Source organism: Dactylosporangium sp. NPDC049525 (assembly GCF_040676755.1).
Taxonomy (GTDB): domain Bacteria; phylum Actinomycetota; class Actinomycetes; order Mycobacteriales; family Micromonosporaceae; genus Dactylosporangium.
Genome location: NZ_JBFAPO010000029.1, coordinates 70,654 through 94,654, shown reverse-complemented (window position 1 = coordinate 94,654; position 24,001 = coordinate 70,654). Strand labels below are relative to the sequence as shown.

Here is a 24,001-nt window from a genome sequence, read left to right as displayed (position 1 = left end):
ACGCTACCAAGCAAGCGTTTGGTAGAGTACCCGTCGTGGAGCTGAAACTCGGGATCATGCCCGTTCTCGGCGGCACCGGCGCCGCCGATCCCGCCACCACCGCCCGCTTCGTCCGGCTCATCGAGGACCTCGGCTGCGAGTCGGTCTGGGCCGTCGAACACGTCGTGGTGCCCGACGACTACACCTCCGCCTACCCCTACGACCCGGGCGGCCGGATGAGCCTCGGCGCCGGCGACGACATCCCCGACCCGCTGCACTGGCTCACCTTCGCCGCCGCGCACACCACCAGGCTGCGCCTGGGCACCGCCATGCTCATCCTGCCCGAGCACCACCCCGTCGACCTCGCGAAACGCCTCGCCACCGTCGACGTGCTCAGCGGCGGGCGGCTCCTGGCCGGCATCGGCGTCGGCTGGCTGCGCGAGGAGTACGACGCCGTCGGCGTGCCGTTCGAGGAGCGCGGCGCCCGCGCCGACGACTACCTCGCCGCCATGCAGGCCCTGTGGACCCAGGCGCCGGCCAGCCACACCGGCCGGTTCGTGTCGTTCCAGGGCGTGCACAGCCGCCCCCGGCCCACCCGCCCCGGCGGCGTGCCGATCGTCGTCGGCGGGCACTCCATGGCCGCCGTGCGCCGCGCCGCCCGCTTCGGCAGCGGCTGGTATCCCCTCGGCGTCACCGGCGACCGGTTCGCCGAACTGCGCACCGCCCTCGCCGCCGAGTGCACCGCCGCCGGCCGCACCATCGACGACGTCGAGATCACCATGCGGGCCCCCGGCAACGTGGGGGACCTGGAGACGCTGCGCTCCCTCGGCGTCGCCCGGGTCGTCATCCGCGCGGACCCGAACGACCCCGTCGGCGTCCGCGACAAGGTCCGCCGCTACCAACGAGAGGTGCTGCGCGTATGAGGTCCGTCATCATCACCGGCGCCGCCCAGGGCCTCGGCCGCGCGCACGCCCTCGCGTTCGCCGAGGCCGGCGCCCAGCTGGTCCTCAACGACCTGGACGCCGACGCCCTCGCCGCCGTCGCCGACGAGACCGGCGCGGTGGCGTTCCCCGGCGACATCGCCGACTGGGACTTCGCCGCCGCCCTCATCGGCAAGGCCGTCGCCGAACACGGCCGCCTCGACGCCCTCGTCAACAACGCCGGCCTGGCCCGCGACCGGATGGTCGTCAACCTCGCCGAGGACGAGTGGGACGCCGTCATGCGGGTCAACCTCAAGGGCACCGCCGCCCCGCTGCGGCACGCCGCCGCGCACTGGCGGGCCCGGTCCAAGGCCGGCGAGGACGTCGCCGCCCGGGTCGTCAACACCACCTCCGGCGCCGGGCTCATGGGCAGCGTCGGGCAGGCCAGCTACAGCGCCGCCAAGGCCGGGATCGCCGCACTGACCCAGGTCGCCGCCGCAGAACTGGCCCGCTACGGCGTCACCGTCAACGCCATCGCCCCCAGCGCCCGCACCGCCATGACCGAGGTCGTGTTCGCCGACGCCATGCGCGCCCCCGACGACGGCTTCGACGCGATGGCCCCGGACAACGTGTCCCCCCTCGTCGTCTGGCTCGCCGGCGCCGACAGCGGCGACGTGACCGGCCGCGTCTTCGAGATCTCCGGCGGCAGCGTCAGCGTCGCCGGCGGCTGGCAGCACGGCGAGACCCGCGACGCCGGCCGCCGCTGGCACCCCGACGAGCTCGGCCCCGTCGTGCGCGACCTGCTGTCGCGCGCCCCAGCCCCGGTGGCCGTCTATGGCGCCTGAGATCTCCCTGCGCGCGGCCGACATCCGCGCGTGGCTGCGCGAGCACCTGACCGGCGAGTTCGCCCCGCTCGTCGGCACCGGCGGCCCCGGCCGCGAACACGAACACCTCGACCTGCGCGCCAAGTGGGAGCGGGTGCTGGGCGCCGCCGGCTGGATCGGCCTCGGCTGGCCCGCACCGTACGGCCGCGGCGCCAGCATCGCCGAGCAGGTGGTGTTCTTCGAGGAGTACGCCCGCGCCGGCGGCCCCGGCCGGCTCAGCCACATCGGCGAATACCTGCTCGCGCCGACCCTCATCGCGCACGGCACCGACGCGCAGCGGGACCGGTTCCTGCCGCCGATCGCCCGCGCCGAGGAGCTGTGGTGCCAGGGCTACTCCGAGCCCGGCGCCGGCTCCGACCTCGCCGGCGTGCGCACCCGCGCGACCCTCGCCGACGGCCGGTGGCGGGTCACCGGCCAGAAGGTGTGGACGTCCCTCGCGCACGTCGCCGACTGGTGCTTCGTCCTCGCCCGCACCGACCCCGCCGCGGCCCGCAAGGCCGGCCTGTCCTACCTGCTGGTGCCGATGCGGCAACCCGGGGTGGAGGTGCGGCCCATCATGCAGCTGACGGGCACGTCGGAGTTCAACGAGGTCTTCTTCGACGGCGCCGTCACCGACGCCGACCTGGTCGTCGGCGCGCCGGGCGACGGCTGGCGGGTCGCCACCAGCACCCTGTCCTACGAACGCGGCGTCGCCACCCTCGGCCAGCAGCTCGGCTTCGCCCGGGAACTCGCCGCCGTCGTGGCCACCGCCCGCGCCAACGGCACCTTCGACGACCCCGTCGTCGCGGACCGCATCGCCGACGCCTGGGCCGGGCTGCAGGGCCTGCGCCACCACGCGCTGCGGGCACTGTCGGGCACCGCACCGGACCCGACCGGCGCATCGGTGGCGAAACTCCTGTGGGCCGGCTGGCACCAGCGCCTCGGCGAGCTCGCCATGGACGTCGGCGGCGCCGCCTCCACGGTTGCTGCGGCGGCGCCGTACGAGCTGACCGACGCCCAGCGCCTGTTCCTGTTCACCCGCGCCGACACCATCTACGGCGGCTCCGACGAGATCCAGCGCAACATCGTCGCCGACCAGATCCTCGGCCGAGTCCCGCGAGGCATCCGATGACCGACCAGCCGTCCACAATGGACGCCGAACACGCCGCCCTGCGCGACAGCGTCGCCGCGTTCTTCGGTACCGGCGCCGACTGGGAACGGCTCACCGGCGAACTGGGCCTCACCGCGCTCGCGATCGCGGAGGAACACGGCGGGTTCGGCGCGTCACTGGTCGAGCTCGGCATCGTCCTGGAGGAGGCCGGCGCCGCGCTGCTCACCCTGCCGCTGCTGTCCACCACCGTCGCCGCCCTCGCCCTCGACCCGCACCTGCCGGCCGCCGCGGCGCTGCTGCCCGCCCTCGCCGCCGGCGACCTGATCGGCACCCTCGCCCTCGACGGCGACTGCACCGCCCGCCCCGACGGCGACGGGTTCGTCCTGGACGGCTCGTTCACCCACGTCCTGGACGCCGACACGGCAGGGGTCGTCCTGGTGTCCGACGGGACCGCGCTGTACGCCGTCACCGACCCCGACGTGCGCCCGCAACCCACCCTGGACCAGACCCGCGGCCAGGGCACCCTCGTGCTGTGGCAGGCACCCGCCCGCCTCGTGTCCCACGACGCCGCGCACGCCCGGGACCTGCTGCACGCCGCCCTCGCCGCCGAGTCCGTCGGCGTCGCCCGCGCCTCCCTGCGCCTCACCGTCGAGCACCTGCGCACCCGCGAACAGTTCGGCGTGCCCCTGGCCACCTTCCAGGCGCTGCGGCACCGCGTCGCCGACCTGCACGTCCAGCTCGAACAGGCCGTGTCATCCGTCTGGTACGCCCTGCGCGCCGCCGGCACTCCCGACTTCCCGACCGCCGCACCCCTGGCAAAACTCATCGCCACGGAAGCCGCGTGGACCGTGGCCCGCGCATCGATCCAGCTGCTCGGCGGCATCGGCTTCACCTGGGAGCACGACGCCCACCGCTACCTGAAGCGCGCCACCACCAACCGCCTCCTCGCCGACGACCCCACCACCCTCCGCCGCCTCCTCCTGACCCGCGCCGACCTGTGAGTTGACACCGCCATTTGCCGTCTGCGGTAATCGATAGGTGACTGAGCGTCGAGAAGGCATGCTCCTGCGGGCGCTCGACGTTTCGAACGTACTGGGGACGACCGTCCTGATCACCTGGCTCCCGGCGGTGGTCGTCGGCGGCATCACGGGGGAATCGTCGCCGTGGCCCTCGGTGCTGATGCTGGTCCTCGGGCCGGTATACCTGGTCGTGATGGCCGGGCTGTACCGGCAGAACGAGGCGCCGGTGACGTCGCGGCTGCTGGCCCGGGTGCGGCACGAGATGCCGACGGGCAACCACGAGTACGTCCTGTATCTGCGTTCCTTCCTCGTCGACCGGGTGCTGGCCGGGCAGGACCCGGTCGGTGGCGCGAACTTCATGACGACCCTGGCCAGCTACTTCGGCATCCGCCACCCCCGTCGGCTCGAAAATCCGTGGGAAAGCCGCATCACCGACCTGCTCGGGCGGCTCGGGCCGGTGGTGGCGGTCGGCCGCCCCGGCGAGCCCCTGCCGCCGCTGGGCGCGAAGCGCGTCTACCTGCGCCCGCCGGCCGGCCGGACCTGGAAGGACGAGGTCAGCGAGGCCATCCGATCCGCCCGGCTGGTCGCCATCGTTGCGGCGGTCAGCGAGGATCCCGGCACCGCGGAAGGCACGCTGTGGGAGTACACCGAAGCCCTGCGCCTCCTCCCGCCTGAGCAGGTGGTCCTGGTCGCCTGTGGTGGCCGGGAAGCCTACGAGCGCTTCCGCGTGAGAGCCGCCGAGTATCACCGCAAGCGGGCTGGGGCGCTGCCGCCGTTGCCGGTGCTTCCGGACTGGCCGGAGCCACGGCGACCCGGGAAGGCGCGAGCCGGCTTCCCGTTCCATGGGGTCGTGCGTTTCCGCACCGGCTGGGCCGCCGAGTTCGTGCACTTCGACACCACCACGGTGCGCGGTCCCACCCCCTTCGCGCGCTGGCGCAAGGCGGAGCGGACCTCGGTGGAGCCCTGGCTGGAAGACTGCGAGCAACGGCTGCCTGGGACCGCCGTGCGTCCCATGAAGATCCGTTTGCATTGGAATCTCAAGGTCCTGCTGGCACTTCCCTTCGTCGTGCTCGGGTCCGTCCTGGCCTTGCGCTCGGATGACATGTCTGCGGCAACCGTGGCAACGGGATGCGTCGCGTTCATCTACATGGCGCTCACCGTGGTGAGGATCGCCGCGACGATCCGGGACGCAGGCCGCAGCGATGTGCGAGTCCGGTTGCCGGCCGACGTGAGCGACGTCGGCGTTGACAGTTCCGTCGCGAGCTATCTCGTGGTCGGATTCACGTTGCGCTGGCCCGGGCGTTCCGGGCTTGGTCTGGCCGATTTCGCCTTCTACCGTGACATGGACCGCCGGGAGGTCGACGCGCCGCGTGGCCCGTTCTGGCGCGTGAAGACGTTGCAGCGGCCGGTGCCCTTTCTCGATGATCCGGAGCAGGTCGCCGTCCATTCCGTGCAGGGTCGCCAGGTTTTTGTCGTTCATCCCGTGCGGTTGGCGGTTGTCGCCGAACGCGACGCGGCCGTGACGAGCGACCAGTTCATCCAACGGGTCATGAACCGCACTGCCGGCACCGTCGGCGTGGTGGTGGGGTATCCCGTGGCCATCATCTTCCAGGCTCACACGCTCGGCATACGTCTCGCCCTCGGCGCGCTCGGTGTGCTCAGCCTGGTGAGCATGCGAGCCGGCCGGCGCCGGACGCTGCGCAGGCTCGGCCAGATACGCTGGCGCCCCCGCATTCCCGCTGATCTGTACCGGGACCCGTGCGTGCTCTACCTTCGACCGCACACCGACGACCCCGACCTGGATCTCGACCTCAACGAGATCCTGTCCTCCGTGGGCCTGTTCCGGGTCGGATACCGGCAGGACACCCCACCGCCGCGGAGGAACCTGGGCTGGCTGCCGCTTCCCGAGGACGGCCGGCTGCTCACGACGGCGCTGCCGAACTGCAAGCTGGTCGTGGTGCTCACGACCGGAACGGATCCGGCGACGCTTCAGCAGGTGACCGAGGCCGTCCGCCAGCTCGAACCGTCCCGTCTGCTGCTGTTCATCCCGTCGGCGACATCCGACGAGGAGTACACCCGCTTCCGCGACGCCACCGCAGACGCGTTCGCGGAACGCGGCGCCGCACTTCCCGGGAACCTACCGCCCCAGGCACCGCCCGGCGCCGAGCCGCCCATCCGCGGGGTGATCCACTTCACCGACGACTGGTCACCCACCGTCGTGAGCCTGGTGCCCCAGTCCACCGACGTCCCCCGCGGGGCGCAGTTGCTCAGCATCCAGGCGAAACTGCGACCGATCCTTGCGGGGCTACCGGCCGAGACGCCGGTCCACCTGCCGGAGCCCCGCACAGCCGACGACGACCGGCCGGTCGGAGCGGACCAGAGCGGTGCTGCCGTGCCCTCCTCGCCGCTCGCCCACGACGCCTGAGGCGAGGGGCAGCGGGCGGGCCGCCGTCGATCTACTGTGGCCGGCGTGTTCCGCAACTTCGCGACCGTGGTCGTGCTCGTCCTGTTCGCCGTGCCGGTGTCCGCCTGCAGCGGCGATGACCCTGATCCGTTGCCCGTCAGCGTCTCCGCCTACCTGAAGGGCGACGCGGAGCCGGCGGCGGTCGAGGCGCGCATCCGCGCGGTGCCGACGGTGACGAGCGTTGCGTTCGTCAGCAGGCAGGAGGCATACGAGCAGTTCACGAAGACCTTCAAGGACGACCCGGACCTGATCGCCTCCACGAAGCCGGAGGTCATGCCGCAGTACTTCACCGTGGTCGTCACCGAGGGGTCGGTCGGCGAGGCGGTGCAGCTGGTGATCGGCACGCTCGACGGGGTCGAGCAGACCTCACTCGCCAGCGGCGCCGGTGACGTCGACCGGCTCGAGCAGGCGGGGGTCCTGGTGCGGCTGACCGCCGGGGTCACCGACGAGCAGCGCGCCGCCGTCGAGAACCTGGTTCGGAGGCTGCCGCGGACGGAGCCGGCCAGGTACGAGACCGGCGAGCAGACCAAGGCCCGGCTCCTGCAACGGTGCAAGGGCAAGGGCGACCTGGCCGCGTCGCTGGAACGGGTCCCCGCCGGCGACATCCCCGCCTCGTTCCGGTTCCGCGTCGGCCTGCACGGCGGCAAGATCCCGCAGCTGTCAGACCTGCAGCACCTCGCCGGGGTGGCGGCGATGCTCATCGTGCCCGTCGAGGTGGTCTGAGCAAGGCGACGAGTGGTCACGGTGTGGCTGAGCGGGCCGGTTCGCGGTCCACCGGGGTGGTCGTCGGTGCGGGGGAGGACTCGCGGATGCCGAAGCGGCGGTAGACGCGCAGCAGCGGCGCCGGCAGCCACCAGTTGGCGCGGCCGAGCAGGCGCATCGTTGCCGGCACCAGCAGGGCCCGCACGATGGTCGCGTCGACCACCAGGGCGATGATCATGCCGACACCGATCATCTTGATGAACGAGATGCCGCCGGTGGCGAAGCCGCCGACCACGACGATGAGCAGCAGGGCGGCCGAGGTGATGATGGCGCCGGTGCGCTGCAGGCCGGTGGCGACCGCCGCGGTGTTGTCGCCGGTGCGGTCCCACTCCTCGCGGACCCGTGACAGCAGGAACACCTCGTAGTCGGTGGACAGTCCGAAGAGGACGGCGAGGATGAGCACGAGCTGGCTCGCCTCCAGATCGCCGGTCGCGGTGAAGCCCAGGACGTCGCTGAGGTGCCCGTCCTGGAAGATCCAGACGATGGCGCCGAACGAGGCGCCGATCGACACCAGGTTCATGAGCACGGCCTTGATCGGCAGGACGAGCGAGCCGAACGCGAGGAACAGCAGCAGCATCGTGCCGGCCGCGGCGACGAGGGCCATGTACGGCAGCCGGCCGCCCAGGCTGTGCAGGCGGTCCTCGACCTCGGCCGCCGCGCCGCCGACCAGCACCTGGGCGCCGGGCGGTGCCGGCAGCGCCCGGACGTCCACGACCAGGCGCCGGTTCAGGGGGCCGGCGTAGCCGACCGAGATGACCGACGACGCGCCCTTGGTGGCGGTGACGGTCGCCCGCGTCACCCCGTCGAGGCGGCCGACGTCGCCGGCGAACGCGTCCGCGGCGGCCCGGTCGGCGCCGCTGACCAGCACGGTGAGGGTGCCCTCGCCGCCGCCCGGGAACTCAGCGTCGAGGCGTTCGGACACCACCCGGCTGGAGGTGCCCGCCGGTAGGACGCGTTCGTCGGCGGCGCCGAACTCCGCGCGCAGGAACGGCGACGCGAGGATGCCGAGCACGGCGACGACGGCCACGATGACCGGGACGGGACGGCGCATGACGGCGTGCGCGATGCGGGCCCACACGCCACCGGTGGTGCTGCGGTCCCGTTGCGGCAGCGGTACCCGCAGCGCGTTGATCCGGGTGCCCAAAATCGCCAGGACGGCGGGCAGGACGGTGAGCGCGACGAGCATCCCGACCAGGACCGCGGCCATCCCGCCCAGGCCCATGGACCGCAGGAACGCCTGTGGGAACAGCAGCAGGCTGGACAGCGCGAACGCCACGGTGAGCCCGGACACCAGCACCGTGCGCCCGGCCGTGGCGAGGGTGCGGGCGATCGCCTGCGGAACGGCGTGGCCGGCGGCGAGCTCCTCGCGGAAGCGGCTGACCACGAACAGCGCATAGTCCACGGCCATGCCGAGGCCCATCAGCGTGATGATGTTCAGCGCGAAAACGGACACCTCGGTGACGGAGGCGAGCAGGCGGGTGACGATGAAGGCGCCGAGGATCGCGAGCCCGCCGACCAGCAGTGGCATCATCGCCGCCACCACGCTGCGGAAGACCAGGATCAGCAGGACCAGCAGGATCGGCATGGACAGCAGCTCGGCGTGGCCGATGTCCTTGCCGACCTGGTCGCTGACGTCGGCGAAGATCGCGGTGTGCCCGCCGACCTCGGTGTCGATGCCGGCGCCGGTCGCGCGCAGGTCGGGGCGGATCGCCTTGAAGTCCTCGTCGTTGTCGGCGGTCCGCATCGTGATCGCGGCGTAGGTCGCGTGCCGGTCGGCGGAGACCAGCGCGGGGCTGCCGGTGTCGTAGAACGACACCACCCGGGCGACCTCGGCGCGCTGGCGGACCCTGGCCAGGGCGTCCTGCACCGCGCCCTGGAACCGCGGGTCGTCCACCGTGAGGTCCGCCGACGTGTACAGCGCGACGACGTCGGCGTCCTGCCGGCCGATCTCGGCGACGATCCGCTCGCGGGCGCGCACCGACTCGCTGCCGGGGTCGTCGAACCCGTTGCTGCTCAGCGTGCCGAGGACGCCGGTGCCCCAGAGCGCGCCGAGGACCGCGAGCGCGATCCCGGCGGCGAGCACCGCCCAGCGTGTACGCACCACGTTCCGGCCCCACCATGCGAGCATGTCTTCCCCCAGCTCCGCCGTACGATGGACACGATGTCCACTTCAGTGAACACCGTTCACTCTGTCACTGGCGTTCGCGCTAGTCAACGGGAGAAACATTGACGACACCGCCCACCCGCCGGGAACGGGTCCGCGCGGCGACGGTCGAGGAGATCAAGCAGACCGCCCGGGCGCTGCTCGTGAAGGACGGCGTTGCCGGCCTGTCGCTGCGGGCGATCGCGCGCGAGATGGGCATGGTGCCGGCCGCGCTCTACCGGTACTTCCCGAGCATGGAAGCCCTGATGGAGGCCGTCACCGGCGACCTGTACGACGACACCCGCAACCACCTGGAGCGGGCCCGGGACGCCGCGCCCTCCGACGATCCCGGCGCCCGGCTCGACGCGGTGTGCCGGGCGCTGCGCCGCTGGGCTCTCGAGCATCCCGCCGAGTTCGGCATCATCTTCGGCACGCCGCTGCCGCTCACCGGCGACGCGCACCTGGACCCCACCCACGTCGACAGCCCGGCGCACCAGGCCGGCGACCGGTTCGCCACCGTGTTCAGCACGCTGTTCGCCGAGATCTGGATGCGGGCGCCGTTTCCCGCGCCGGCACCCGATGAGGTCCCGCCGGCGCTGCGCGCCCAGCTGCAGGCCTACGTGGACCGGATGCCGGTGCCGGTGCCGGTCGGCGCCGCCCAGGTGGCGCTGTCGTGCTGGATCCGCCTCTACGGGATGATCGCCCTCGAGGCGTACGGGCATCTGCACTTCGCCCTGACCGACCCCGAGCCGATGTTCGAGCTCGAGCTCGCCTCCGGGCTGCGCCGCCTCGGCGTCGTCGCGAGCTGATCCGCGAGGGTCAGGGCGTCTCGGGGCGGGCGGCGTCGGCGTAGCGGGGCAGCTGCCCGCCGCCGTCCACGAGGAGGCTCGCCCCGGTCAGGTATGCCGCGAGGGGCGAGGCCAGCAGCAGCACCGCGTCCGCGATGTCGGCCGGGGTCGCCATGCGGCCCATCGGGACGGTCGCGGCAACCGCGGCGAGGGCGGCCTCGTCGCCGTAGTGCGCGGCGTTGTCGTCGGTGCGCACCACGCCGGCGGTGACGGTGTTGACTCGGACCTTCGGCGCCCACTCCAGGGCCAGGGCGCGGGTGAGGGTCTCGAGGCCGGCCTTGGCGGCGGCGTACGCGGCGGTGCCCGGCGCGGGCCGCAGCGCGGAGACGCTGCCGATGTTGACGATGAGCCCGCCGCCGGGCTGGGCCTGCATGACCGCGTTCGCGGCCTGCGAGACGAAGAACGGCGCGAGCAGGTTGAGCCGGACCACGGCGGTCACCAGGTTCGGCGACACCGTCGCGGCCGGTACGGCGGGGGAGCCGCCCGCGTTGTTGACGAGCAGGTCGAGGCGGCCGAACCGGTCGACGGCGGCCGTGACGACGGCGGCGGCCTCGGCCGGCTCGCGCACGTCGGCGGCGGCGAAGACCACCCCGGGCGGCAGGTCGGTGGGTTCGCGGCGGCCGCAGACCAGGACCTGATAGCCGGCGGCGGCCAGCCGCGCGGCGATCTCCCGCCCGATGCCGCGGGTCCCGCCGGTGACCAGCGCGGCGGGTTCAGAGCCGTTCGACGATGGTGACATTGGCCGTCCCCCCGCCCTCGCACATGGTCTGCAGCCCGTACCGGCCGCCGGTGTCCTCCAAGGCGTGCAGCAGCGTCGTCATCAGCCGGGCACCGGTCGCGCCGAGCGGGTGCCCGAGCGCGACGGCGCCGCCGTGTACGTTGACGCGCGACGGGTCGGCGCCGGTCTCCCGCTGCCAGGCGAGGACCACCGGCACGAACGCCTCGTTGATCTCGACCAGGTCGATGTCGTCGATGGTGAGGCCGCTGCGCCGCAGGGCGTGCGCGGTCGCCGGGATCGGGCCGGTGAGCATGTACACGGGGTCGTCGGCACGGACGCTGAGGTGGTGGACGCGGGCGCGGGGGCGCAGGCCGTGGGTGCGCACCGCGTCCGCCGAGGCGACCAGCAGCGCCGCGGCGCCGTCGGAGATCTGGCTGGCGAGGGCCGCGGTGACGACCCCACCGGGGGTGAGCGTCGGCAGGCCCGCCATCTTCTCCAGGGAGGTGTCCGGGCGTGGCCCCTCGTCGGCGGTCACGTCGCCGAGCGGCACCGTCTCGCGCGTGAACCGGCCCGCGGCCCGGGCGGCGACCGCCTTGCGATGGCTGTCCAGGGCGTACACCTCCATCTCCGAGCGCCCGAGGGACCATTTCGCGGCGATCAGCTCCGCGGCCCGGAACTGGCTGATCTCCTGGTCACCGTAGCGGCGCTGCCAGCCGGCGGAGCCGCGGAACGGGTCGTCGAAGCCGTACGCCCGGCCGGCCAGCATCGCGGCGGAGATCGGGATCGCGCTCATGTTCTGCACGCCGCCGGCGACGACGAGGTCGGCGGTGCCCGACATGACTGCCTGGGCGGCGAAGTGCAGCGCCTGCTGGGAGGAGCCGCACTGCCGGTCGACCGTGACGCCGGGGACCGCGTCGGGCAGGCCGGCGGCGAGCCAGGAGGTGCGGGCGATGTTGCCGGCCTGCGGGCCGATCGCGTCGACGCAGCCGAAGATGACGTCGTCGACGGCGGCCGGGTCGACGCCGCTGCGGTCCATGAGCGCGGTCAGCACGTGCGCGCCGAGGTCGGCGGGGTGCACGCCGGCGAGGCCGCCACCCCGCCGGCCGACCGGGGTGCGCACCGCTTCGACCAGGTAAGCCTCCGTCATGCTCGACACCTTACCAAGCGAGCGCTTGGTTGGTAAGGTGCGTGGCATGGAACCGTTGAGTGCCCGGACGCTGCCGGACCTGGTGCGGGCCGGCGCCGAGCACCACCGCGACCGCGAGGCGATCGTCGACGGAGCGGTCCGGCTCACCTACGCCGGGCTGGCCGAGGAGGTCGCACGGTTCGCCGGGGCCCTTGCCGCCAGAGGTGTCGGCAAGGGCGACCGGGTCGCGCTGTGGGCACCGAACTCGTGGCGGTGGATCGTGGCCGCGCTCGGCGTCGTCACCGCCGGCGGCGTCCTGGTGCCGCTGAACACCCGCTTCAAGGGCCCCGAGGCCGGTTACATCCTGGCCCGCAGCGGCGCCCGGCTGCTGCTGGTCGACGACGGGTTCCTCGGCAACCGCTATGTCGACTCCCTGGTCGGTCAGGATCTTCCGGATTTGTCGGACATCGTAATCCTGGGCGAATGGGACGCATTCGTCAGCCGTACCGCCGAGGTCGCCGCCGATGTGCGGCCCGATGACCTGTCGGACCTGTTCTTCACCTCCGGCACCACCGGGCGGCCCAAGGGTGCCATGCTCACGCACCGGCAGAGCACCCAGGTGTACGTCGCCTGGAGCGAGCTCGCCGACCTGCGCGCCGGGGACCGGTACCTGCTGGTCAACCCGTGCTTCAACACCTTCGGCTACAAGGCCGGCGTGATCGCCTGCCTGCTGCGCGGCGCCACCATCGTGCCGCAGCCGGTGTTCGACGTCGCAGCTTCGCTGCGGCTGATCGAGCAGGAGCGGATCACCGTGCTGCCCGGCCCGCCCACCCTGTACACCTCGATGCTGGACCATCCGGACCGGCCCTTGCGCGACCTGTCCAGCCTCCGGGTCGCCGTCACCGGCGCCACGACGGTCCCGGTGGTCATGATCGAGCGGCTCCGTGAGGAGCTGAAGCTCGGCACCGTCCTCACCGCCTACGGGCTCACCGAGTCCTGCGGCACCGCGACGATGTGCCGCCCCGACGACGATGCCGTCACCGTGTCGACCACCTGCGGCGCCGCGATCGACGGCGTCGAGGTCGCCGTCGACCCGGTCAGCTCCGAGGTGCTCGTGCGCGGGTACAACGTGATGCTCGGCTACTGGCAGGACCCGGCGGCGACCGCCGACGCGATCGACGCCGACGGCTGGCTGCACACCGGCGACATCGGCGCCCTCGACGACCGCGGCTACCTGCGCATCACCGACCGGCTCAAGGACCTGTTCATCGTCGGCGGCTTCAACGTCTACCCGGCCGAGATCGAGCAGGTCCTGGCCCGGCACGAGGCGGTGGGCGAGGTCGCGGTCATCGGCGTGCCCGACGAGCGCCTCGGCGAGGTCGCCCGCGCCTACATCGTCCCGCGACCCGGCCATCTCGCGTCGGAGGAGGAACTCGCCGTGTACTGCAAGGAACGGCTCGCCAACTACAAGCTGCCCCGCTCCTACGTGTTCCTGGAAGCGTTGCCGCGCAACGCCAGCGGCAAGGTGCTCAAGACGGCCCTGCGCGGTGCGGCATGACGGACTCCGTCATCGTCACCGGTGGGGCCAGCGGGATCGGCGCCGCGATCGTCCGCCTCGCGGCGTCGCAGGGGCTGCGGCCGGTCGTGTGGGACCTCACCCCGACCGACGGCGGGTTCGTCGTCGACGTCCGCGATCCTTCCGCGGTCGCTGCCGCGCTCGAGGCGAGCGGGCCGGCGCGGTACCTCGTCAACAATGCCGGCCCGGCCAGCGGCGGCGCGCCACTCGGCTTCGTCGAGGGCGTCACCGCGACCGTCGGCAGCGTCGAGGCGGTCACCGCCGCCTGGCTGGCGACCGGCCCGCCCGCGGACGCCGCACTGGTCAACGTCGCCTCCGTCGCCGGGAACCTCGTCGGCACCGACTCGGCGTGGTACTCCGCCGGCAAGGCCGCCATCGCCGGCTACACCCGCCACCTCGCGACGCGGCTGGCGCCCGCGGTCCGTGCGAACGCCGTCGCACCCGGGTTCATCGACACACCGCGGATGGCGGGCTTCGGCGAGACGGCGCTCGGCCGGGACCTCATCGCCCGCAACCCGATGCGCCGCGCCGGACGCCCCGAGGACGTTGCCGCCGCCGTGCTGTTCCTGCTCTCCCCGTCCGCCGCTTACATCAACGGCGTCCTGCTGCCCGTCGACGGTGGCTGGACCGTGTCCCAGTAGAGGAAGGCCATGCCAGAAGCCGTCATTGTCTCGGCCGTGCGCTCGCCGATCGGCCGCGCCTACAAGGGAACGCTCACCGGCGTGCGCGCCGACGACCTCGCCGCGCAGATCGTGCGCCTGGCCCTGGACCGCGTCCCTGCCCTGGACCCGAGCACGCTGGACGACCTGATCCTCGGCTGCGCGCAACCGGCCGGCGAGCAGGGGTACAACCTCGGCCGGCAGGTCGCCATGCACCTCGGCTACGACATGGTGCCCGGGACCACCGTCAACCGGTACTGCGCCTCGTCGCTGCAGGCGATCCGGATGGCCTTCCACGCGATCAAGGCAGGGGAGGGGCACGCGTTCGTCGCCGCCGGCGTCGAGGTCGTCTCGCACTACCCCGCGGGCAAGGCCGACGGCATGCCCGGCACCCGCAACCCACGCTTCGACGGCCTCGTCGGCTCCCGGCCGTGGTCCGACCCGCGGTCGCGCGGCGAACTGCCCGACGTGTACATGGCCATGGGGGAGACCGCCGAGAACGTCGCCGAGCTGTGCGGGATCACCCGCGGGGAGCAGGACGAGTTCGCGGTGCGCAGCCAGAACAACGCCGAGAAGGCCCTCGCCGACGGCTTCTGGGACCGCGACATCACCCCGGTCACTCTGCCCGACGGCACCGTGCTGCGCTCCGACGACGGCCCGCGCGCCGGCGTGACGCTGGAGAAGGTCTCGGCGCTGCAGCCGGCGTTCCGCCCCGACGGCACCGTCACCGCCGCCAACTGCTGCCCGCTCAACGACGGCGCCGCCGCCCTGGTCGTGATGAGTTCCTCCCGCGCCGCTGAGCTCGGGCTGACCCCTCTGGCCAGGATCGTCAGCACCGGCGTGTCCGCGCTCAGCCCCGAGATCATGGGCCTCGGCCCGGTCGAGGCGACCCGCCGCGCCCTCGCGAACGCGGGCATGACCATCGGCGACATCGACCTGGTCGAGATCAACGAGGCGTTCGCCGCGCAGGTGATCCCGGCGTACCGCCAGATGGGCGCCCCGCTCGACCGGGTGAACGTGCACGGCGGCGCGATCGCGGTCGGGCATCCGTTCGGCATGACCGGCGCCCGCATCGCCACCACCCTGCTCAACGGCCTCGTGCACCGGGACGCCCAGTTCGGCCTGGAAACCATGTGCACCGCCGGCGGCCAGGGCATGGCCATGGTGATCGAGCGGCTCGCCTGATGGGCGCCCTGTCCGGCAAAGCAGTCGTCGTCACCGGCGCGGGCCGGGGCCTCGGCGCCGCCTACGCCCGCCTCGCCGCAGCTGAGGGGGCGGCGGTGCTCGTCAACGACGTCGACGCCGACCTCGCTCAGGCGGTCGCGGCGGAGATCACCGCCGCCGGCGGCGAGGCCCTCGCGGCGGCCGGCACCATCGGCACCTGGGACGGCGCCGGCGACGTGGTCGCCCGGTGCGTCTCGGCGTTCGGCGCGATCGACGGCCTGGTCAACAACGCCGGGATCTTCCGCCTCGCCCACCCGGCGGTGCAGGACCCGGACGAGTTCCGCGCCGTGGTGGAGGTGAACCTGCTGGGCACGGCGTACTGCGGCCTGCACGCGATCCGGGCGATGCTGGCGCAGGGCGGCGGGTCCGTGGTGAACGTGACGTCGGGTGCGCACGCGGGGTCGGCGGCGATGGGCGCGTACGGGGCCAGCAAGGGCGGCGTCGCGTCGCTCACCTACTGCTGGGCGGCAGACCTGATCGGCACCGGCGTGCGGGTCAACGCCGTCTCCCCGAACGCGCACACCCGCATGGCCGACACGTTCGAGGCGTACCTGGGCGCCGACGCTCAGGGCCAGAACGTGCACAAGCCACCGTCGCAGAACGCCCCGGCGGTCATCTACCTGCTCTCCGACGCGGCGGCGGGCCTGCACGGCCAGGTGGTCCGCATCGACGGCGACGAACTGTCGATGATCGCCCACCCCGTCGTGCAGGGCACCGGCGCCCAGGACCCCGAATGGACAGTGGAGAAGGTCGCGGCGGCGTTCGCGGCCGGCGCCGTCGGCCCGATCAGCCCCGTCGGCCTCCACCGCGCCTGATCCGACGGGGGCACGGGAGTGGCTGGTCGCGTGGCTGAAGCGGTCGCCGGCGTGACGTCACCAGTCGCGCCACTCGCCGGCCGCCTCGTCGACGCCACGGCGTTGGAGCAGCGCCTCGAGGTCGATGCCCGCGTCGGTGAGCACGTCCTCGATGTACTCGCTCAGCTCCTCCCGGCTGATGGTCTCGATGGGGTGGCCGTGATCTGCGTCGATGTCGTTGAGCGCCAGCACGACCCGCTCGACCGCGGCCCACACGGCCTCGTCCGTCGGCGGGTCCAGGCTCGCGACCTCCAGCTCGTATGCCTCCAACGCCACGTCGACCGCGGCGACGAAGGCCGGCGGGAACGCCTGCAGCGCGTACGCCTCGTCCCGCGACAACGTCCCTTCGGCGACCGCCGCCTCCTGCTCCACCGTCTCCCGCCGCCACCGATGCGTCAGTCGTTCCATCACAGCGACAGCGTAGGCGGCGCGCGAGGATCACCGGGTCTCGGGCAGTCCGCGCCGGGCCGTCAGTCCGGCAGCGCGGCGGTGAGGTCGACCTCGACGAGCTGCCCCTGGTAGCCGAGCGCCGCGACACCCACCAGCGTGCTCGCCGTGGTGAAGGCCGGCGCCAGCGGCGAGGCAGTGAGGTGCCGCCAGACGGCGGCCAGGACGGTGCTGTCCGGGCTGACCACATAGATGACCGATCGCACCACGTCGGCCGGGCCGGCGCCGGCCGCATCCAGGACCGCCAGGCAGTTGACGATCACCTGCGCGGTCTGCGCACCGTAGTCACCGGGCTCGCCGACCACCGTGCCCGTCAGGTCGAGCGGGCACTGGCCGGCAAGGTGCACGAGCCGGCCGGCGGGCGAGATCGTCACGTGGCTGTAGCCGGCCGTCGCGTGCACCGTGGGGGGATTCAACCGCTCGATCACCTGCCCATCATCCCGGACAGCACTCGCCCGCTTCGGTGGTCGCCGCGCTCGACCGGCGGAGCTCCGCGATGCCGCCGAGGTGTGGGCGGGCGACTGGCGGGAGGGCGTCACGCACGGGTACTGGCCCGGCCTGCCCGGACGGCTTGAGAAATGTGCAAGGTGGCGTATATCCCGGCTGAAACGGATGAGCGACACCACTGAACGGGCCGCCTAGACTCGCCGCAGTCCGTTGGTCCGCCGCCGGTTGGAGTGGCTCGCGTGCAACGTTGGAACATGGCCGTGGACTACGGCAGCAGCTTCACGTGCGCGGCGATGGCGGTCGACGGCGGGCCGGCCGAGGTCCTCGAGATCGACAACAGCCGGTATCTGCCGTCGGTGGTCTGCCTGGCCGAGAACGGCGAGCTGCTGACCGGTCGCGACGCGGTGCAGGAGGCCGGCGTGTTCCCACGCCGGGCCGAGCTGCATCCCAAGCGGGCGCTCGTGACCAGTGCCGCGATCCGCCTCGGCGACCGGACCGTCGAGACCGTCGAGCTCGCCGCGGCCACGCTGCGCCGGGTTACGGCCGAGGCGGTCCGCCGCATGGGTTCGCCGCCGGACCGCCTGGTGCTCACCCACCCGGCCGCCTGGTCCGCGGGGGAGACCGCCAGACTCGCCGAGGCCGCCGCCCGCGCCGGCCTGCCGGCCCCGCTGCTGCTGCCCGAGCCGGTCGCCGCCGCGGTCTGCTACGCCACCCAGCCGGGCGCCCGCCCTGTCCCGCCCGGCGGCAACATCGCGGTGTACGACCTCGGCGGCGGCACCTTCGACACCGCCGTCCTGCGCCGGACGCCGGACGGCGGGTTCGAGGTCTGCGGTCCGGTCGGCGGCGACCCGCATTTCGGCGGCGAGGACCTGAGCCGGGCGCTGCGCGACCTGGTCGCCGGCCACGTCCGCCACGACAACGACGACGCCGAGGCCTGGGACCGGCTGTGGTCGGACCCGACGGTGACCGGCCAGCAGCTGCGGGCGACCCAGCTGGGGCAGCTCGGGCAGGCCAAGGAGTCCCTGTCCGGCCGCACCACGGTCATGGTCCCGGTCCACGGTGTCGACAGCCCGGTCCGGCTGACCCGCGCCGAGTTCGAGGCCGCGATCGAGGACGCTCTCCAGGCGACGGTCGAGGAACTGGTCCGCACGGTCGCGGCGGCGGGGCTGCGCCCCGAGCAGCTGGCGGCCATCTACCTGACCGGCGGGTCGAGCCGCATCCCGCGCGTCGCCGACCTGATCGCCGCGCGCACCAGCATCCTGCCGACCGCGTACGGCGACCCGAAGGCGGTCGTCTGCCTCGGCGCCCTCGCCGCGCTGCGGCTACGACCCGAACCGGCGACCCTGCCCGTGCGGGCCGCCGCACCGGCCGGGCCGACCGCGTCGACCGCGGCAACGACGTCGACCGCGTCGACCGCAGCGACGGCGTCGACCGCGTCGACCGCGTCGTCCAGGTCGACCGCGCTCATGCGTCCCGGCCGGCGGCCGTGGTGGCGCGGGCGCAGCCGGCTGGTCGCGGCCGGGACCGTGGCCGCGCTCGTCATCGCGGGGACGGTCGGCTACGCGGTCGCCGGCCGGGGTGGTGGCAGCGACGACAACGCGGGCCCGGACGTCGTGGTGACCGTCACCGCCGACCCGACGGCCGATCCGGCGCACGAACGGCTCAAGGGCATGATCAACGACGACCTGGTCTCGGTGTCCAGCTGCACCACGTACAAGTCCGACGGCGAGAACGTCACGGCCGCGATCAGTTGCGACCTCGACCCGCCCCTGGACAAGAAGCTCCTCGTGCTGTCGTTCAGCGGGTCGGATGCCGTGGTCGCCTACATGAACGACCACGCGGACAACGTCAAGAACGGCGCCGGCGACTGCACCACCGGCAAGGCCTCGAAGGGCACCTGGCCGCATGGGCGGGAGGCCTGCTACACCAAGGACGGGACCTTCTGGGTGTTCTGGAGCTATACGGACGAGCGCATTGTCGCCCGCATCGGCGACATCAGTGCGAAGGTGGCGGCCGACTGGTTCGACGACTACCGCACCAAGCTGCTGAAGTGAGCCGGGTCAACGCGTCTTGGCCAGGCCGTCCAGGAACAGTGAGGTGCAGTCCTCGGCGAGGCGGGTGATCGGATACGCCGCGGTGGGTTTGAACCAGCGCACCGACAGCCAGACGGCGTCACGCATGAGCCGGTAGAGGATCTTGGGGTCCAGGTCGTCGCGGATGACGCCCTCGGCGATGCCCGCCTCGATCACCGACAGCCAGGTCTGCTGGACCTCCTTGCCGGCGGTGCGCAGATATCCGAACCGTTCGATCTGGGTCAGGTAGTTGACGTCGTTCTGGTAGATCTCGGTGGCGTGCGGGTGCGCCTCGACGACCTCGAGCGAGGCCACGATGAGGTCGTGCAGGCGGGTCCGCGGGTGACTCTCGCCGTCCAGCACGCGCTTGTAGCGGGTGCGCAGGTCTTCCAGATAGGAGGTCACGATCTCGTCGACCATGGCTTCCTTGGACTCGAAGTGGTGATACAGGCTGCCGGACAGGATGCCGGCCTCGTCGGCGATCTCCCGCACCGTCGTGGCCGACACGCCCTTGCGGGCGAACAGCGCCGCGGCGCTGGCGAGAATCCGTTCGCGTCGATCCCCAGGCTCTCGCGCCATCCCGCTCTTCCTCACCGATGTCGTTGTGCAGCCTCGTCTATCCCGGTCGCACCAGGAGTCTACGTGGACCGCGGCCGTGAGATACGGCTCGGACGCGAGTGTAGCGTAATCAAGCAAGCGCTTGGTACGTTCACCGGGCAAGGTCCAGCCTGCGCGGTGAAGAAGGCGGCGATGGCGAACAAGCAGATGACCGAAGACGAGGTCGTGGCACAGCTGCGCTCGGGCATGACGATCGGGATCGGCGGCTGGGGATCCAGACGCAAGCCGATGTCCCTGGTGCGCGCGATCCTGCGCTCCGACCTCACCGACCTGACCATCGTCAGCTACGGCGGCCCCGACGTGGGCCTGCTGCTGGCCGCGAAGAAGGTCCGCCACCTGGTGTACGGGTTCGTGTCGCTGGACACGATCCCACTCGAGCCGCATTTCCGGGCTGCCCGGCAGGCCGGCGCGGTGGAGGTGACCGAATACGACGAGGGCATGCTGCGCTGGGCGCTGTACGCCGCGGCCTGCCGGCTGCCGTTCATGCCCAGCCGGGCCGGCCTCGGCTCCGACGTGCTGAAGGTCAACCCCGGCCTGCGCACGGTCGCCTCGCCGTACGGCGACGAGGAACTGGTCGCGATCCCGGCGGTGCGCCTCGACGCGGCCCTGGTCCACCTCAACCGGGCCGACGTGCACGGCAACGCCCAGTACCTGGGGCCCGACCCGTACTTCGACGACCTGTTCTGCACGGCGGCCGACAAGGCGTACGTGTCGTGCGAGCAGATCGTCGACACCGCCGAGCTGACCCGCACCGCCCCGGTGCAGTCGCTGCTGCTGCAGCGGTGGATGGTGCACGGCGTGGTCGAGGCGCCCCGCGGGGCGCATTTCACCTCGTGCGTCCCCGACTACGAGCGGGACGAGGCGTTCCAGCGCGAATACGTGCAGGCCGCCGCCGACCCGCAGGCGTGGGCCGCGTTCTACGACCGGTACCTGGGGGTCCCCGCATGAGCACTGTCACGCGTGCCGAGGTCTGCGTCGTCGCGTGCGCCGAGGTGTGGCGCGGCGACGGCGAGATCCTGGCCAGCCCGATCGGCCTGGTGCCGATGATCGCGGCCCGGCTGGCCCGCGCCACCTTCTCGCCCGACCTGCTGCTGTCCGACGGCGAGGCGTACCTCGCCCAGGGCACCTGGGCGATCGGCGGCACCCCGCCCGTCATCGAGGGCTGGATCCCGTTCCGGGCCGTGTTCGACCTGCTCTACACCGGCCGCCGGCACGTGATGATGGGCCCCAGCCAGATCGACCGCTACGGCAACGCCAACATCTCCGCCATCGGCGACTTCGCCCGCCCCACCCGGGCGCTGCTCGGCGTCCGCGGCGCGCCCGGCAACACCGTCAACCATCCCACCAGCTACTGGGTGCCGCGGCACGGGCACCGCTCGTTCGTCGCCGCGGTCGACATGGTCAGCGGCGTCGGCTACGACCGCGCCGCCGCGAACCCGGCCGCGGGCCGCTATCACGAGATCCGCCGGGTGGTGAGCAACCTCGGCGTGTTCGACTTCGGTACCGACGACCACCGGATGCGCCTGGTCTCGGTGCACCCCGGCGTGAGCGTCGACGAGGTCCGCACCGCCACCGGCTTCGACCTCGACATTCCCGCTGACGTGCCGCAGACCCGGCTGCCCACCGACGCGGAACTCGCCCTGATCCGCGACGTCATCGACCCCGCGAACGCCCGCTCGCGGGAGGTGGAGGGGTGAGTGCCCTGCGGACGCCGATCTGCGAGCTGTTCGGCGTCCGGTACCCCATCGTCCAGACCGGCATGGGCTGGGTCTCCGACGCCCAGCTCACGGCCGCCACCGCGAACGCGGGCGGGCTCGGCATCCTCGCCAGCGCCACCCTGTCCTACGAGGAACTGGTCACCGCGGTCGCCGACGTGCGGAAGCTGACAGACGCGCCGTTCGGGGTCAACCTTCGCGCCGACGCTCCGGATGCCGCAAAGCGCGCGGATCTGCTCATCCGGGAAGGTGTACGGGTGGCCTCGTTCGCCCTGGCGCCGAAGCCCGAGCTGATCGAGCGGCTCAAGGCCGCCGGGGTGGTGGTCGTGCCGTCCGTCGGCGCGCGCCGCCACGCGGAGAAGGTCGCCGCCTGGGGCGTGGACGCCGTCGTCGTGCAGGGCGGCGAGGGCGGCGGGCACACCGGCCCGGTGCCCACCAGCCTGCTGCTGCCCCAGGTCGTCGACGCCGTCGACATCCCGGTCATCGCCGCCGGCGGCTTCTTCGACGGCCGCGGCCTGGTCGCCGCCCTCGCCTACGGCGCCGCCGGGATCGCGATGGGCACCAGGTTCCTGCTCACCAGCGACAGCCCGGTCGGCGCGGCGGTGAAGCAGCGGTACCTCGACGCCACCGTCACCGACACCGTCGTCACCGCCGCCCTCGACGGCGTCCCGCAGCGGGTCCTGCGCACCCCGTTCGTCGACGGGCTCGGCGAGACCGGGGCGCTTCGGCGCCTCCCGCGCGCGGTCCGCAACGCGCAGGCGCTGCGCAAGCTGTCCGGCCGGTCGTGGCTGAGCATGCTGCGCGAGGGCCGGGCCATGCGCGGCAGCCACGACCTGCGCCTCGGCCAGCTCGTCCTTGCCGCCAACACCCCGATGCTCATCCGCGCCGCCATGGTCGACGGCCGCGCCGACGCCGGCGTCATGGCCACCGGCCAGGTCGCCGGGCTCATCGACGACCTGCCCAGCTGTGCGGAGCTCATCGAGCGGATCATGGCCGAGGCCGCGGACACGTTGAAGCGGCTCGCCTGATGCCCGCCTACGCGATCGAGGACGTCATCCCGGTCGTGCACCCGACCGCATACGTCCACCCGACCGCCGTGCTCATCGGCGACGTGCACGTGGGTGCCGGCTGCTACGTCGGCCCCCTCGCCAGCCTGCGCGGCGACTTCGGCCGGATCGTCCTGTCGGCCGGCTCGAACGTCCAGGACTCCTGTGTGCTGCACACGTTCCCCGGCACCGTCACGACGCTCGGCCCGAACGGGCACGTCGGGCACGGTGCGGTCCTGCACGGCTGCCGGGTCGGCGAGGGCGCCCTCATCGGCATCAACGCGGTCGTGCTGGACGGCGCCGAGGTCGGCGAGTTCGCGTTCGTCGGGGCGCACTCCCTGGTCAGGGCCGAGTTCGTGGTGCCGCCGAGGACCCTGGCGGCCGGCGCCCCGGCGAAGGTCGTGCGGGACCTGACGGATGTGGAGCTGGCCTGGAAGGCGCACGGGACCGGGGTGTACCAGGCCCTCGCGGTGCGCAGCCGCGACTCGCTGCGCGCGGTCACGCCGCTGCCGCAGGAGGAGCCGGACCGGCCGCGGCTGTCGACATCGGCGGCGACCGCCGTCCCGCTCGATCAGGCCCGGCGTGCCTCTGGTGGACCAAGCAAGCGCTTGGTAGAGTCGTGACCATGCCGAACAGGACGCAGGGCCACGGGCTGCTCGCCGGTCGCACCGTGCTGGTGACCGCCGCCGCGGGCACCGGCATCGGCTTCGCCACCGCCGAGCGGTGCGTCGAGGAGGGCGCCAGGGTCGTCGTCTCCGACCGGCACGAGCGCCGCCTCGCCGAGGCCGCCGACCGCCTCGGCGTGCTCGGCGTGCCGTGCGACGTCACCGACCAGGCGCAGGTCGAGCACCTGTTCGCCACCGTCGTCGAACACTTCGGCGGTGGTCTGGACGTCCTGGTCAACAACGCCGGGCTCGGTGGCACCGCCGCCGTCGTCGACATGACCGACGAGCAGTGGAGCACCGTCCTGGACGTCACGCTCACCGGTACCTTCCGCTGTACCCGGGCCGCGCTGCGACACATGATCCCGCGCGGCACCGGGGCGATCGTCAACAACGCCTCCGTCATCGGCTGGCGGGCGCAGGAAGGTCAGGCGCACTACGCCGCGGCGAAGGCCGGCGTCATGGCGCTCACCCGCTGCTCCGCCCTCGAGGCGGCGCACGCCGGGGTGCGGGTCAACGCCGTCGCACCGAGCCTGGCGATGCACCCGCACCTGGCCAAGGTCACCACCGACGAGCTGCTCGCCGAGCTGTCGACCCGGGAGGCGTTCGGGCGGCCCGCGGAGCCGTGGGAGGTCGCCAACGTGATCGTGTTCCTGGCCAGCGAGTACAGCTCGTACATGACCGGCGAGGTCGTCTCCGTCAGCAGCCAACACCCCTAGGAGCCCGGC

23 protein-coding genes are annotated in these 24,001 nt (G+C 72.8%); 17 read left to right on the top strand and 6 right to left on the bottom strand.

The features are described from left to right. Positions 1–35: 35 nt before the first annotated feature. The 6 genes from AB0K00_RS33775 to AB0K00_RS33750 are packed head-to-tail and all read left to right on the top strand — an operon-like array spanning position 36 to position 7,079. On the top strand, positions 36–902 hold the full coding sequence (locus AB0K00_RS33775) for an LLM class F420-dependent oxidoreductase (protein ID WP_363528811.1): 867 nt from the start codon (positions 36–38) through the stop codon (positions 900–902). Continuing rightward, positions 899–1,744 carry an SDR family oxidoreductase gene (locus tag AB0K00_RS33770; RefSeq protein ID WP_363528809.1) on the top strand — a complete coding sequence of 282 codons (846 nt, stop codon included), beginning with the start codon at positions 899–901 and terminating at the stop codon, positions 1,742–1,744. Before AB0K00_RS33775 ends, AB0K00_RS33770 begins: the two co-directional genes overlap by 4 nt. Beyond that, positions 1,734–2,894: an acyl-CoA dehydrogenase family protein gene (locus AB0K00_RS33765; RefSeq protein ID WP_363528806.1), complete on the top strand. Its 1,161-nt coding sequence runs from the start codon at positions 1,734–1,736 to the stop codon at positions 2,892–2,894. Before AB0K00_RS33770 ends, AB0K00_RS33765 begins: the two co-directional genes overlap by 11 nt. Next, on the top strand, positions 2,891–3,874 hold the full coding sequence (locus tag AB0K00_RS33760) for an acyl-CoA dehydrogenase family protein (RefSeq protein ID WP_363528803.1): 984 nt from the start codon (positions 2,891–2,893) through the stop codon (positions 3,872–3,874). Before AB0K00_RS33765 ends, AB0K00_RS33760 begins: the two co-directional genes overlap by 4 nt. A 58-nt stretch (positions 3,875–3,932) precedes the next feature. After that, the gene (locus AB0K00_RS33755) at positions 3,933–6,317 is read left to right on the top strand and encodes a hypothetical protein (protein WP_363528800.1); all 2,385 of its coding nucleotides are present in this window, start codon (positions 3,933–3,935) and stop codon (positions 6,315–6,317) included. 45 nt (positions 6,318–6,362) lie between these two features. Then, positions 6,363–7,079: a permease-like cell division protein FtsX gene (locus AB0K00_RS33750; protein WP_363528797.1), complete on the top strand. Its 717-nt coding sequence runs from the start codon at positions 6,363–6,365 to the stop codon at positions 7,077–7,079. A gap of 16 nt (positions 7,080–7,095) precedes the next feature. Here AB0K00_RS33750 and AB0K00_RS33745 read toward each other — a convergent pair whose 3' ends face one another. Beyond that, positions 7,096–9,222 carry an MMPL family transporter gene (locus AB0K00_RS33745; RefSeq protein ID WP_363528794.1) on the bottom strand — a complete coding sequence of 709 codons (2,127 nt, stop codon included), beginning with the start codon at positions 9,220–9,222 and terminating at the stop codon, positions 7,096–7,098. A 122-nt stretch (positions 9,223–9,344) separates the two neighbouring features. Here AB0K00_RS33745 and AB0K00_RS33740 point away from each other — a divergent pair, with 122 nt between their 5' ends. Then, complete coding sequence (locus AB0K00_RS33740) at positions 9,345–10,070, top strand: TetR/AcrR family transcriptional regulator (RefSeq protein WP_363528791.1); 726 nt, start codon at positions 9,345–9,347, stop codon at positions 10,068–10,070. Positions 10,071–10,080: 10 nt separating this feature from the next. On the opposite strand, the gene AB0K00_RS33735 is transcribed toward AB0K00_RS33740, so the two are convergent. Then, the gene (locus AB0K00_RS33735) at positions 10,081–10,848 is read right to left on the bottom strand and encodes an SDR family oxidoreductase (RefSeq protein WP_363528788.1); all 768 of its coding nucleotides are present in this window, start codon (positions 10,846–10,848) and stop codon (positions 10,081–10,083) included. After that, positions 10,823–11,974 carry an acetyl-CoA C-acetyltransferase gene (locus AB0K00_RS33730; RefSeq protein WP_363528785.1) on the bottom strand — a complete coding sequence of 384 codons (1,152 nt, stop codon included), beginning with the start codon at positions 11,972–11,974 and terminating at the stop codon, positions 10,823–10,825. Before AB0K00_RS33730 ends, AB0K00_RS33735 begins: the two co-directional genes overlap by 26 nt. Positions 11,975–12,020: 46 nt before the next feature. Between AB0K00_RS33730 and AB0K00_RS33725 the strand changes: the two genes are divergently transcribed. From AB0K00_RS33725 to AB0K00_RS33710, 4 genes are read left to right on the top strand one after another with little or no spacing between them, the layout of a single operon-like run. Then, a complete protein-coding gene (locus AB0K00_RS33725; protein WP_363528782.1) occupies positions 12,021–13,511 on the top strand; it encodes a FadD3 family acyl-CoA ligase in 1,491 nt (496 codons plus the stop codon). Then, complete coding sequence (locus AB0K00_RS33720; protein WP_363528780.1) at positions 13,508–14,170, top strand: SDR family oxidoreductase; 663 nt, start codon at positions 13,508–13,510, stop codon at positions 14,168–14,170. Before AB0K00_RS33725 ends, AB0K00_RS33720 begins: the two co-directional genes overlap by 4 nt. 9 nt (positions 14,171–14,179) lie before the next feature. After that, on the top strand, positions 14,180–15,373 hold the full coding sequence (locus tag AB0K00_RS33715; protein WP_363528777.1) for an acetyl-CoA C-acetyltransferase: 1,194 nt from the start codon (positions 14,180–14,182) through the stop codon (positions 15,371–15,373). Beyond that, the gene (locus tag AB0K00_RS33710) at positions 15,373–16,227 is read left to right on the top strand and encodes an SDR family oxidoreductase (RefSeq protein ID WP_363528774.1); all 855 of its coding nucleotides are present in this window, start codon (positions 15,373–15,375) and stop codon (positions 16,225–16,227) included. The genes AB0K00_RS33715 and AB0K00_RS33710 overlap by 1 nt, the downstream gene beginning before the upstream one ends. Before the next feature lie 57 nt (positions 16,228–16,284). On the opposite strand, the gene AB0K00_RS33705 is transcribed toward AB0K00_RS33710, so the two are convergent. Both AB0K00_RS33705 and AB0K00_RS33700 read right to left on the bottom strand, forming a co-directional pair. After that, positions 16,285–16,674 carry a hypothetical protein gene (locus tag AB0K00_RS33705; protein ID WP_363528919.1) on the bottom strand — a complete coding sequence of 130 codons (390 nt, stop codon included), beginning with the start codon at positions 16,672–16,674 and terminating at the stop codon, positions 16,285–16,287. Between the two features lie 62 nt (positions 16,675–16,736). After that, positions 16,737–17,141 (bottom strand): RidA family protein, encoded by a 405-nt coding sequence (locus tag AB0K00_RS33700; RefSeq protein WP_363528771.1) that lies wholly within the window; start codon positions 17,139–17,141, stop codon positions 16,737–16,739. A 273-nt stretch (positions 17,142–17,414) separates the two neighbouring features. On the opposite strand from AB0K00_RS33700, the gene AB0K00_RS33695 reads away from it, so the two are divergent. Then, entirely contained in the window at positions 17,415–19,214 is a 1,800-nt protein-coding gene (locus AB0K00_RS33695) for an Hsp70 family protein (protein WP_363528768.1), read from the top strand. A 6-nt stretch (positions 19,215–19,220) separates the two neighbouring features. On the opposite strand, the gene AB0K00_RS33690 is transcribed toward AB0K00_RS33695, so the two are convergent. Beyond that, positions 19,221–19,811: a TetR/AcrR family transcriptional regulator gene (locus AB0K00_RS33690; RefSeq protein WP_363528765.1), complete on the bottom strand. Its 591-nt coding sequence runs from the start codon at positions 19,809–19,811 to the stop codon at positions 19,221–19,223. Positions 19,812–19,982: 171 nt separating this feature from the next. Here AB0K00_RS33690 and AB0K00_RS33685 point away from each other — a divergent pair, with 171 nt between their 5' ends. Genes AB0K00_RS33685 through AB0K00_RS33665 form a run of 5 tightly spaced genes read left to right on the top strand, consistent with a single transcriptional unit; the run spans position 19,983 to position 23,992 of the window. Further along, a complete protein-coding gene (locus AB0K00_RS33685) occupies positions 19,983–20,798 on the top strand; it encodes a CoA-transferase (protein ID WP_363528762.1) in 816 nt (271 codons plus the stop codon). Continuing rightward, complete coding sequence (locus AB0K00_RS33680) at positions 20,795–21,547, top strand: CoA-transferase (protein WP_363528759.1); 753 nt, start codon at positions 20,795–20,797, stop codon at positions 21,545–21,547. The genes AB0K00_RS33685 and AB0K00_RS33680 overlap by 4 nt, the downstream gene beginning before the upstream one ends. Continuing rightward, complete coding sequence (locus tag AB0K00_RS33675; protein ID WP_363528757.1) at positions 21,544–22,593, top strand: nitronate monooxygenase family protein; 1,050 nt, start codon at positions 21,544–21,546, stop codon at positions 22,591–22,593. The genes AB0K00_RS33680 and AB0K00_RS33675 overlap by 4 nt, the downstream gene beginning before the upstream one ends. Next, the gene (locus AB0K00_RS33670; RefSeq protein WP_363528754.1) at positions 22,593–23,234 is read left to right on the top strand and encodes a gamma carbonic anhydrase family protein; all 642 of its coding nucleotides are present in this window, start codon (positions 22,593–22,595) and stop codon (positions 23,232–23,234) included. The genes AB0K00_RS33675 and AB0K00_RS33670 overlap by 1 nt, the downstream gene beginning before the upstream one ends. A gap of 2 nt (positions 23,235–23,236) precedes the next feature. Next, complete coding sequence (locus tag AB0K00_RS33665; protein WP_363528751.1) at positions 23,237–23,992, top strand: SDR family oxidoreductase; 756 nt, start codon at positions 23,237–23,239, stop codon at positions 23,990–23,992. Positions 23,993–24,001: the final 9 nt, after the last annotated feature.